This is a genomic window from Marinomonas posidonica (assembly GCF_043643765.1).
Classification (GTDB): domain Bacteria; phylum Pseudomonadota; class Gammaproteobacteria; order Pseudomonadales; family Marinomonadaceae; genus Marinomonas; species Marinomonas posidonica_A.
The window spans coordinates 225,035-236,351 of sequence record NZ_JBHZSP010000003.1; the positions used below are offsets into that span (position 1 = coordinate 225,035).

10 protein-coding genes are annotated in these 11,317 nt (G+C 45.5%); 3 read left to right on the plus strand and 7 right to left on the minus strand.

Going from position 1 to position 11,317, the window contains the following annotated elements:
- Nucleotides 1-14: 14 nt before the first annotated feature.
- A complete protein-coding gene (locus tag ACHUFM_RS04975) occupies nucleotides 15-1,838 on the plus strand; it encodes a SurA N-terminal domain-containing protein (RefSeq protein WP_394180148.1) in 1,824 nt (607 codons plus the stop codon).
- 113 nt (nucleotides 1,839-1,951) lie between these two features.
- On the opposite strand, the gene ACHUFM_RS04980 is transcribed toward ACHUFM_RS04975, so the two are convergent.
- From ACHUFM_RS04980 to ACHUFM_RS05010, 7 genes are read right to left on the minus strand one after another with little or no spacing between them, the layout of a single operon-like run.
- Nucleotides 1,952-2,869: a Dyp-type peroxidase gene (locus tag ACHUFM_RS04980; protein WP_394180150.1), complete on the minus strand. Its 918-nt coding sequence runs from the start codon at nucleotides 2,867-2,869 to the stop codon at nucleotides 1,952-1,954.
- A gap of 27 nt (nucleotides 2,870-2,896) precedes the next feature.
- The gene (locus ACHUFM_RS04985) at nucleotides 2,897-4,714 is read right to left on the minus strand and encodes a BatD family protein (protein ID WP_394180152.1); all 1,818 of its coding nucleotides are present in this window, start codon (nucleotides 4,712-4,714) and stop codon (nucleotides 2,897-2,899) included.
- Nucleotides 4,708-6,420, minus strand: a complete 1,713-nt coding sequence (locus ACHUFM_RS04990; RefSeq protein ID WP_394180153.1) for a VWA domain-containing protein — start codon at nucleotides 6,418-6,420, stop codon at nucleotides 4,708-4,710. The genes ACHUFM_RS04985 and ACHUFM_RS04990 overlap by 7 nt, the downstream gene beginning before the upstream one ends.
- Nucleotides 6,417-7,415 carry a vWA domain-containing protein gene (locus tag ACHUFM_RS04995; RefSeq protein WP_394180155.1) on the minus strand — a complete coding sequence of 333 codons (999 nt, stop codon included), beginning with the start codon at nucleotides 7,413-7,415 and terminating at the stop codon, nucleotides 6,417-6,419. Before ACHUFM_RS04995 ends, ACHUFM_RS04990 begins: the two co-directional genes overlap by 4 nt.
- Nucleotides 7,408-7,881 (minus strand): DUF4381 domain-containing protein, encoded by a 474-nt coding sequence (locus ACHUFM_RS05000; RefSeq protein WP_394180157.1) that lies wholly within the window; start codon nucleotides 7,879-7,881, stop codon nucleotides 7,408-7,410. Before ACHUFM_RS05000 ends, ACHUFM_RS04995 begins: the two co-directional genes overlap by 8 nt.
- On the minus strand, nucleotides 7,881-8,792 hold the full coding sequence (locus tag ACHUFM_RS05005) for a DUF58 domain-containing protein (RefSeq protein WP_394180159.1): 912 nt from the start codon (nucleotides 8,790-8,792) through the stop codon (nucleotides 7,881-7,883). Before ACHUFM_RS05005 ends, ACHUFM_RS05000 begins: the two co-directional genes overlap by 1 nt.
- A 20-nt stretch (nucleotides 8,793-8,812) precedes the next feature.
- Nucleotides 8,813-9,799, minus strand: a complete 987-nt coding sequence (locus tag ACHUFM_RS05010) for an AAA family ATPase (RefSeq protein ID WP_394180334.1) — start codon at nucleotides 9,797-9,799, stop codon at nucleotides 8,813-8,815.
- A 111-nt stretch (nucleotides 9,800-9,910) separates the two neighbouring features.
- Here ACHUFM_RS05010 and ACHUFM_RS05015 point away from each other — a divergent pair, with 111 nt between their 5' ends.
- Entirely contained in the window at nucleotides 9,911-10,132 is a 222-nt protein-coding gene (locus tag ACHUFM_RS05015; protein ID WP_394180161.1) for a DUF2835 domain-containing protein, read from the plus strand.
- A gap of 39 nt (nucleotides 10,133-10,171) precedes the next feature.
- Nucleotides 10,172-11,212 carry a quinone-dependent dihydroorotate dehydrogenase gene (locus ACHUFM_RS05020; RefSeq protein WP_394180163.1) on the plus strand — a complete coding sequence of 347 codons (1,041 nt, stop codon included), beginning with the start codon at nucleotides 10,172-10,174 and terminating at the stop codon, nucleotides 11,210-11,212.
- Nucleotides 11,213-11,317 lie beyond the last annotated feature (105 nt).

An 11,317-nucleotide genomic window follows, 5' to 3' on the forward strand; every position in this document is an offset into this window, starting at 1 on the left:
ATGTGGAGGCAGTAATGCTCCAAGATATCAGAGATAAGTCACAAGGCATTGTTGTCAAGATCATTGTTGGTTTTATCGTCGTGACTTTTGCTCTATTTGGCGTTGACGCCTTGGTTACGAGTTTTAATTCTTCAGATAAAGTGGCCGAAGTAGATGGTGTTGACATTACCCGTACACAAATGTTGCAAGGCGCGGAAACTCAACGTCGCCAGTTGATTTCCATGATGGGAAGTCAGATTAATCCGGCGCTATTGGAAGACAATTTATTACAGCGTCGCGCTTTGGATGAACTTATCCAGCGTGCCGTATTAGCCAATCAAGCCGACGTGCTTGGTTTGGGTGTGTCAGATGAGCAGGTGAATGCGTATTTGTTACAGGCTGAACAATTTCAGACCAACGGACAATTCGATCAAACCAAGTATCTGAACTTTTTGCGCTCTTTAGGTTTTACGCCTTTGGCATTTAAAGAACGTATCAAGCAAGATGTTTTAATTCAGCAGCCACGTAATGCCATTGCGGGTTCTGAGTTTGTGTTGCCTTATCAAACGGATGTGGTAACCAATTTGCAGTCTCAAGTGCGTAGTTATGATTATGTTTCGTTTTCTTTGGCGGATGAGTCCGAACAAACCAGCGTCACAGATGCAGAACTACAAGCTTACTATGATGAGCATAAGGACAGCTTTAAAACACCTGAACAGGTGAAAGTGGATTATGTTGTCGTATCCAGCACTGATTTCGCGAACAAGGTGCAAGTCTCAGATGCAGAGTTGCAAAATGCGTATCAAGCTTTGGTGGCCGAAACCGCACCAGAAGAGCGTTCGGCTTCTCACATACTGATTGAAACGGCTGATCGTTCGTCAGAAGAAGCGCAAGCTATTGCGAAAGAAGTGGAAGGCAAGCTAGCGGCAGGTGAAAGCTTTGCAAGCTTGGCAGCGGAGTATTCAGATGATATTGGCTCTAAAAATGATGGTGGCTATTTAGGCTTCATTGAGAAAGGGTCAATGGATGAAGCTTTTGAAAATGTCTTGTTCTCTATGCAGCAGGGCGATGTAAAAGAAGCTAAAACGGATTATGGTATTCATCTAATTCAACTAGATGACGTCTCTAAAGTGGATGTGCCTAGCTTTGAGTCTGAAAAAGCGCAACTCACTGACTCCTTAATGGCAGACAAAACGCGTGATGCGTTACTGACTGCTCATGAGGACATTACCGATTTGGCCTATGCCAGTGATAACCTAGAAGGTATTGCTAAAGAATACGGTGTTGATGTGTTGCAGAGTGCTTACTTTGGTCGCCAAGGTGGTACGGATGATGTAACGGCCAATGCTGCTGTGATTGCGGCAGCGTTTGGAAATTCAGTATTAGAAGACGGTCAAAACAGTGATTTGATTGAATTAAATGATGACGAAGTGGTTGTTATTCACCTCAACGATCATCAGCCGGAGTCTGTACAAAGTTTTGACGAAGTAAAAGACCAAGTAGCGTCCATTGTTATTCAGGATAAAGCATTGGCATCGTTGAAAGAAAAAGCGCTTGCAGCGAAGGCTTCTTCTTCAACGCAGTGGACGAGCGTTGAAAGTGCTAAGCGTGGTCAAGATGAAATCACGTCATTGGCTTTTTCTTTACCGCACCCTGAACAAGGTCCTGTTACGGATATTAAAGACATGTCGAACGGCGATATTGCTTTGATTCGCTTGAATCAAGTTGATGTTGGTACAGAGCCTGTTTCAGAGGAGCAGCAGCAAGCCTACCAGCGTTATTTGAGTCAGAATCAAGCCAGTTTGAGTACACAGTCTCAACAGGCTTATCTAACGAATCAGGCAGATATTGAGCGTTAATAGTTATTAAGTGATTGTTATAAAAAAGCCACTTCAGAAGTGGCTTTTTTGGTTTTGTCTGTCCTGTCCTGAGATACCTTGTTCGAGGGTATTCAGTTTTTATATCGTGTTTGTTATGACTGGAATTTATTGAACCAGACATTGGCTGGTATAAAGAAAGCTTGAGCTGTTTTGGCTGTGGTGTATTTCATTAGGTGATCTGTGTGACCTTGTTCGTCGCCTAAGATCATGCTTTCTAGCATGAGATTAAAGTGGCTTGCGCTCTTGCCGTAACTTGCAAACATTAGGCCCTGATCCGTTAGGTTGCCATATGGCATGCTTTGGCGAAGAATTTCAATGGATTTGCCATCTTCGTCTTTTAGTGAAGTGCGCTTGGTGTGGGCGTTAGGGGATTTATCAGCAGACGGATATTCTTCGTTGTCTTCTTTGGTGCGACCGTATGTGTCTTCTTGTGTTTTTAAATCTTCTTTTTGCCACTTGGTAAGGTTGTGTGAAAAGCGCATCAAGTTGAAATATGAGCCGTGGCGGTAGTCTGCATCCTCGTCGCCAACTAAGGCAACCGCTTTACGCTGTTCTCCCTGAGGGTTTTCTGTACCATCGACAAAGCCTGTTAGGTCACGGCTGTCTTTATAAAGAAAACACTGCACTTCTTCGACAAGTTCGACGCTATCACCGAAAAGAGCGAACAAGCTTTGAGTGAGTTGGAAGCTAGCATCATGACGCATTGCACGTATGTGTAAAACCAAGTCGACATCCGTCGGTATGATCTCGGTTTCTGGGCCTTTAAGAGCTGGAAATAGATCGAGTTCCTGCGGCTGCTTGTTGTCCAATTCTGACCAAATGAGTTTGCTGAATCCTATGGCGGCATGTAATTCGGCCTTTGGAAATTGCGCTTGGATTTGGCTCACCAAGTCTGGAATCATGACTAATGATTGTTTGAATTCCGTCATTCGTGAGCGCTTGACATTAAGAGTGACAAAACACGCATCACTAGAGGGTTCTGCGATGATGCCAGATTGATATGGTGTCATGTCTTTATTTCCTTTGAAGATCTAACTTTAAAAATTCGGATATAAGGCTTTTAGCTGACTCGCTTGCGATGGCTTTGCTTGGCCGCTTGAATATTCCTCAAGCGCATCAGCAAGTGGATTGCCTTGCCATTCGTGCAGCGGATTGTTGGAATACATCATTAACTCGGCTTCCATTAGTAACTGCGTTACCTGTACAGAAGTTAAGCGTTTGATGTCATCTAGCGTACGAATTTCATGGTCTCCCCAGCGATGGCGAGCCCATTCTAGCAGGTTTGCGCGTAACTCAGAAAGTTGATTTTGTCGGCAGCACTGAATCAAAATGTTGAAAGCACTGGCTTCATCAGGCGTGGATAAAGGAGCAAATTCCTGCAAAGTAGGGACACTGGTTTCCGTGGGGAGGTCTGTTTCTGATTTTTTAAAGCGCTTATACAGACCAGCGATCAAAAGTAGGCCAGCTACCGTTAAAAGTGCATAGATAACCCAGTCACGAGGTGACAGTGAAGTGCTTTCTTGTTGTTCCAGTGCCGAAGCCATGCTTGCTTGATCACCCAATGTTGCTGCTTTTGCCGGTTCGGGTTTTTTTACCAAGGATATAGGCGCGGTGGAGCTAGGTTGTGCGGGCAGTGGCGAGGTATCTATGTCGGGTTTCGTCGGTGTGATTTGCCCTGTTGGTAATGCTGCAATTGTGACACCTTGTGTCTTGGCTTTGGCATGAGCGATCTGTCGTGTTTTGGTATTCCAATAGGTAATATCAATGTCCGGCAAAATGAGTTCGCCTTCAGCGGTTGGCACGACTTCAACCTGTATGTTTTGTTCTCCTGTGACACCTATGATGGTTTTTTGATTGCTAAATTTAGGCGGTTGAGGATACAGCTTATATTGACGGGTGCTATTGAAATCCAAGGTTGGGATTTGTTCTGGTAATGAGCCTTTCGCGCGAACATTAATTTCCCACATTAGGGTATCGCCAATTCTTGGCGTATCAGTGGCCGCGGTCAGTTTAGTGCTTATTGCTACCTCTTCGCTGGGTAACCAAGAATCGGCTGTATAGCTCGCTGGTATGGGCAGAACCTGTAAATTTAGGGGCTCACTTTGTACCTTGATGAGCTTTCGTCCCGAGGATGTATTGATCATGGCTTGTACGCTTTGTGGCGGGATGGTCATCGGGCCACTACGTTGAGGGAAACTCAGGTATTCACGAGTGATGACCTGATATTGTGTGCCATTGATGGTTTCATAATTCATTTGGTCATCAATGAGGCGTTCAATGACTAGATTGGGTTGCGCTGGCACAGAGCGGTTGGCGTTTTGTAGGGCAACGGAGGTATAGAGTTTAACGCTCAGGATGACTTGTTGTTGTAAATAAGGTTCAACATTGGAGGCCTGCAGTTTCATGATGACTGGCGGATTGCCATTGTCGTCGAGTAGTTGAGGGGCACTGTTGACCTGTAATTTAATGGCTTGTGACTGATGATCGCCAATCTTAATGGGTGGAATCTCAAGGGTGCCAACCGATTTTGGCATGAGTGAAATCACCCAAAAATTGAGTGCTTTGCTGGTACCGAGGTTGAAACTAAATTGACTGTTTTGGCTTTTGCCGAGGATTTCGAAGTCTTTTTGTAGTGGAGACAACTCGGGTCCGTTTCCAGTATCGCTAAAGTCAGCTCTTAAGGTCAGTTGTACAAGTGAGTTTTCAGTAACAACATTTTTATTTAGACTGGCGGTCACGCTGGCGGCATACAGCGAGGACTGAGTCGCAATCAATAGACTTATGACCAGACAAGACTGCAATGCAGATCTTAAGCGTGACTGGAATAAAGTGAATTGTGACTGACGACTTACCATGGGTTCATCCCATCCTCTTGCATTAATAAATTTTGATTGCGTTTTTCTTGGTGCAGATACTCTAGTTTGCGCTGTAATAAGCTGCCAGGGTCGTCTTGAATCTGACGTAACCACTGTTCCAGAGCTTGTTTGCTTTCCATGTTTTGCTGAGTATTTGTTTGTGCAGGTTGCTTATTACCTGTCTCCGCTTGCCCATTATCCTTTGGTGGTTGGTCTTTGTCTTGTGTTTCGTTCGTTTTGTCAGATTTTTTTGTGTCGTCTGAGTCATCTGTTTGTTTGGATTGCTGTTCATCAGATGATTTGTCTTGTTGCTGATCCTTGGTTGACGACGGCTTGTTAGTATCTTGTGGTGGTTGATTGCTTTGCTGTTGCTGCTTTAGGTACTCAAGATTCTCTTTTGCGGCTGTCAGCTGTGGGTCTTGTTCAAGCGCTTTTTCGTAGGACTCTATGGCTTTGTTTGTTTGGCCTGCAAGTGCATAGGCATTGCCAAGGTTGTAGTTATCAGTAGCCTGGCGGTTAGATTGCTCTAACAGTTTGATGGTGCGGTCGTATTTTTCTAGTGCGTATGACGAAGCCGCTTGCCAGTCTGGTCGCCTGAAGAGTTTTTCTGCTGTTTGCCAGTCGCCTTGATTAACCGCTTGTTGTGCTTGTTGATCTGGCGTTTTAAACCAATCCAGCGGGGAGGCATACAGTGGTTTACTTGGCGTTGAAAAAATGCCGATTAATAGAAGAAAAAGCACGCCACGGCGGAATTGGTAAGCGAGCCAAATTAAAAAAGGCAAAGCAAACCAGTGACCTTGATCTTGCCATGTGATGCTTTTGTTATCGGCCTGTTTATTTTGATGTCGTTGAGGCTGGTGGCGATTGATTTGTTGCAACGCTTGTTGATTTAGGCGGCCATGGTAAAAATGTCCACCTAGGTCGTTGGTGAAGTTTTTAAGTTCCGTTAAAGGCGTGCTTGGAATAATGGTTTGGCCTGATTTTTTCAGTATGCGGCCATTGGGTAATTTGATTGGGCCGCCTTGATCTGTACCAAAGGCAATTAGGTCTAATGTAATGTTTTTATCGTCCAGTAAGCCTGGAATGATGTCTTTATCTCTATCGGCAAGGTCGTCGGTCAGCACAATCAGGTGCAGTGAGGAAGCGGGTTTATTTAAGCTCAATGCGGTTTCAATGGCTTGACTGAGATGGTTGCCATAAACGGGCATGATAATGGGCTCTAATGCCAGTAGAAAATGAATGATGGTGTCTTTGTCTTGGCTAAATGGGCTAATGACATAACTGTCTCCAGCGTAAGCCACTAAAGCCACATCGCCACCTTGAGTGTGATCTAAAATATCGCGAACGGTTTGTTTTAATTGTGTTTGGCGATTAGGTTTGATGTCGGTTGCGTACATAGAGAGGGATTGATCGACAATAAAGATGGTTTTCTGAGTGCTGATGTACATTGTATGAGGAGATTGTTGCCAACTGATCCCTGTTAAACCAATCCAACACAGCGACAAGCAAGCCACGCCAAGCCATTTATTGAGCACAGGTTGTGGCGAGGGGGCTTGTAAATAGGGGAGTAGGTGAGCGTCCACGAGTTGGTTAATCTGTTTGTGTTGTGCTTTTTTGCCATCGAAAAACCATGCCAATAACAAGGTTAATGGAATACAAAGAAGCCACCATGGGCGTTCAAAGTGTAGGGTGTCGAAAAGTATCATGTTCGCCCCCTTTTGCTTAAATAATAGCGATTATTAGAAATCAAGGAGAGGCTAAAACTTAAGATGGCAAACAGGGCAAACCAATGAAAAAAGGTGGTCACAGGGCGTTGCCAAACCTCTTCTGAAGGGGTGGGTTCCATTTCATCCAATTGTTGATAGATGCGCTGTAAATCTTCGGTACTTTTGGCTCGAAAGTATTGGCCACCGGTTTGAGAAGCAATGTTTTTTAATAGGTCTTCATCAAGGTCGCTGGATGGGTTAACTTCTTTTGGACCAAAAAAACCTCGTACCAACATGCTGTCCGCCCCTATCCCTATGGTGTGGATGCGAACATCCTGGGATGCGGCAAAGGCGGCCGCTTGGCTAGGCTGAACGCGTCCTGCTGTGTTGGCACCATCGGTCATAAGAATCAAGACTTTTTGATCAGACGCTTTGTCTTCAAGACGCTTAATGCCCAAGCCAATGGCATCTCCGATGGCGGTTCTTTGCCCTGCAAAGCCAATTTGCGTCTCTTGAACGAGTTGGTTGATGGTTTTGGTATCGAAGCTCAAAGGCGCCTGAAGAAATGCTTTTGTGCCAAAGACAATGATGCCAATACGATCGCCGCGACGTTTGTCTATGAAATCAGCCAGTACTGCTTTGGCGGCCTGTAAGCGATCAGCCGTTTGTTGATGGAGTGTCATGTCGGTGATTTTCATGCTGCCGGATAAGTCTAAGGCAATGAGTAAATCGCGTCCGGACGGTGTTACTTGTGTCGGTTCTCCGACCCAGGTCGGGCGGCTAATGGCAATCACTAACAGTATCCAAGCCAGCCATAGGAAACTTTTTCCGAATATGGATTGCCCTGCGGTTGTTGTCTTGTCTTGATGTTGGATTAGGTGTTGAGATTGAGCCCACCACAAGGCATCACGGCTTGGTTTGGCGTTGGGTAGCCAGCGAGCCAATAGTGGAATGGGCAAAACAATGAGGAACCAAGGCCACACAAATTCAAGCATGGTGCTTCCTAATCCAATAACGAGTGGTTGTGACCATTTTCTGAATCTCTTCGGTATTGATCTCGATTTCGGCTTGATATGGCGCGACGATAAAGGCTTCGCCGAGCTGTGCAAAATTATGCTTTTTTGTCATCTGTTGGTCTAAAACAGCGATAAGATCCCGGCTGTTTAGCGCGGCCTGTTGATCTTTACCTGAGCTGATGAGGCAGCGACGAATTAGCTCATGGCATAAAATAATATGGCGGCCTTCTAAGCCTTGGCGGGTTTGCTGTTTTAAAATGAGTAGTGCTTCACGTCGATAAGCTCGTTTCTTGTATCGCTTTAGTAGCCACCATAAAGTGCTGATGACCAGTATGCATAACAAAGCAAGCACAAGCCAAGTCCACCAAACGGGTGGCCACATGGCAACGGCATCGGGCAATAAATACCCTTTATTCGGTAAGTCTAAAGGCGATGCTTGGGTCATTATCCAATGGCTCCTAATGACAGCAAGTATCGCGCGATGCCTTCAGGGGGCTCAGATAAATCAAACACCAGATGTTCAATATCGAGCTGATTTAGCTGCTTTTTTAGCTGTTGATTCTGTTTCTGGAAGGCCTGCTGAGCCAAGTTTGAACTGCGTTCACTGATGTTCACTATGGACTCACCAGAGGCATTTTTAATCTGATATTGTCCTGGGGCAAGTTTAAAGGTGTTGGCGTCAATTATTTGAACCCAAAATACCTTATTGTGCTGCGCAAGTTGCTTTAAATAAAGCGTTTCAGGTCGACTGAGGTGTTGTTTGTCGGTCAAAATAATCACATCTTTATTGCGCGCTTTTAGACTGACCGGGTTTGGTGTCAGTACTTGCAGTGACGGTGTTGAGTGTTGACGTGATTGTATTAAGCTGGCTTGCGATAAAGGCTGAAATAATTTTGCTAACAGCGGTGTTGTTTGTTGCCAGATGTCGTGTCCACCAAAGCACAATCGATAGGAAAGCTTGTCACCTTGTTGTTTTGTCCGCCAAGCTAGGATGCCTGCTAGTTGTACAAAACGAGTGGAAATAAAACTGTATTTTGTACCGAAATAGGCGTCACTAGAGAGATCCATTAGGAGCAGCCTTTGGTGTTCGTTTTCTTGTGCATAGAGACGGGTTTGAACCTGGCCTGTGCGCGCGGTGACACGCCAATCAATATGGCGCAGATCATCACTGGCTTGATACGCGCGAAGTTCCAGCATTTCTAACCCTTGCCCTTTTAGATGAGCATGGCGCTCGCCACTGGTTAAAGCGAAGTGCTTTGCTCGTGGTGCGCGCCCAAGGTGTTTAGCATAATGCCCGAGTTGAGCAAAATCCACGTCTTGTAACTCAGGTGAAGAGGGGGCTAAAAGAGCACTCATAGTCATCTATATCGAATTAATCATAACGCTGGTACATGGCTAATGAGACGATTTAGTAAATCGTCTGTTGATAGACCAGAGGCTTGGGCTTCAAATGAGGTGATAATTCGGTGCCGAAGGACTGGCAAGGCGACTTGTCGAACATCGTCAGGGGTGACGAAATCGCGACCGTTTAGTAGGGCATTGGCACGAGCGCAACGATCTAATGCTAGTGTGCCACGTGGACTGGCTCCAAATTCAATCAGCTTCAAATCTTGCGCTTGTTGCCCAAGATACAGCTCTGGTTGGCGTGTCGCTACCACCAATTGCACAATATATTGCTCAACATTTTCAGACATGTATAAGCCCAATGCCTGTTGCTGTAAGGCCAGAATTTGCTCAGGACGACAAAGTGCTTGCGGTTTGTCTGTGGTGGTTTTGTGCAAGTCTTGTTGTCGAACGAGACGAAGTACTTCTAGTTCACTGTTGGCACTTGGGTAATTAAGGTTGATTTTCATCATAAAGCGATCAAGTTGCGCTTCAGGAAGAGGGTAAGTGCCTTCTTGCTCTATGGGGTTTTGGGTGGCGATGACAAAAAACAACGCTGGTAAAGGGTAGCTTTGATTGCCCACTGTGACTTGCTTTTCCCCCATGGCTTCCAGCAACGCGGATTGTACTTTTGCAGGTGCGCGGTTGATTTCATCGGCGAGTACAATGTCATTCATAATGGGCCCGGCGACAAAGCTAAACTGTCCGGTTTCTTGTTGGTAAATATCGGAGCCAGTTATATCGCCTGGAAGCAGGTCAGGTGTGAACTGAATACGTTGGAAGCGGCTGTCTATGGTATTGGCTAATGCCTTGGCAGCCGTGGTTTTGGCAATGCCTGGTGGCCCTTCTAAAAGAACGTGACCATTGGCGATCAGTGCAACCAATAATTCGTGTGTTAATTCTTCTTGACCAATAATGGCTTGATTGAGGTGATCTTTTAGTTGCTCAACAAGAGTTACCATCGAATTGAGATTCCTTATACTTCTGTCAAAAAAGGTGTGAAGGCCATATAATAGTGCCCATCTTATCGGATTCAAATCTTTACGCACAGAGCGAACTTTGTAAGGGTAATGTAAGCACAGGAAAGAATAATGGCGAAACTTGTATTAAATGTGGCTTTGCCTGCGTTTAAATATAAAGCTATGTATGCTGGTGCTGCAAAGAATTTAGTGGCAAGTAGCTTAGATGGACGTAAGGTGCAATTACCTTTGTCTGCGTTTCAATCTTTTGTCACCCACCAAGGCATTTATGGTCTGTTTGAAGTCGAGTTTGATAGTAGGAATAAATTAGTGGGTGTGACTAAACTGAGATGACACCCAAGATTGCAGATGATCCCATTGAGGAGCTTTTTTATGTATCAGTTTGCCCGCTCGCTATTGTTTAAACTAGACCCAGAAGTGTCACATGAGCTGTCGTTGGATATGCTCGCAGCGAGCAGTCGATTAGGCTTAAACAAATTCTTTTCTAGTTTGCCATCGACAAAACCAGTGGATGTAATGGGCTTGCGTTTTCCCAATGCAGTAGGTTTAGCAGCAGGGCTAGACAAAAATGCCGATGCCTTTGAAGCACTGGGTGCTTGTGGGTTCGGCTTTGTGGAAGTTGGGACAGTGACACCGAAAGGTCAAGCGGGTAACCCAAAACCGCGCTTGTTTCGACTGCCTGAGCACGAAGCCATTATCAACCGCATGGGGTTTAACAATAAGGGGGTTGATCACCTGGTTTCGCGTATTAAAAAGCATCGTTACCCAGGTATTTTAGGGGTAAATATTGGCAAAAATCTCAGCACTTCCGTTGAAGATGCTGCAGCCGATTATCTTGCCTGTCTGGAAGCCGTGATACCTTATGCTGACTATATTACAGCGAACATAAGCTCTCCAAATACACCCGGTTTGCGCAGCTTGCAATTTGGCGAGAGTCTCGCGGAATTGATTTCCCCATTGGTCGAAGCACGAGATCGCTACCAAGAAGAGAATGGCAAACGCGTTCCGTTGGCGGTAAAAATCGCGCCGGATATGTCGGACGATGAAATTAAATTGGTGGCTGATACCTTGGTGGAACAAAACGTCGATGGCATCATTGCGACCAACACGACCTTGTCTCGTGATGCAGTGAGCGGCCACCGTTTTGCAGAAGAGGCGGGTGGTTTGAGCGGTGCGCCAGTGCGTGATGCTTCAACGCATGTGGTGAGAGTGTTGGCCGAGCATTTGAAAGATACGTTACCTATTATTGGGGTTGGTGGTATTTCTACTGGCGCTGATGCGGTTGAAAAATTGCAAGCGGGTGCGCGATTGGTGCAAATGTATTCTGGCTTTATTTACCATGGACCTGAGTTGGTCAAAGAAGCCATTGCCAGTACCGACGCTTACTATCGAGAACGAGATTTGAATAACTGAATAACGAATTGAAATTTAGCGCGAGAGACGATGTGATCGTCTTCGTGCCAGGGCGGGATTTGATCCCGCCTTTCTTATTTATGGCTTGACCATATTGTCATGACA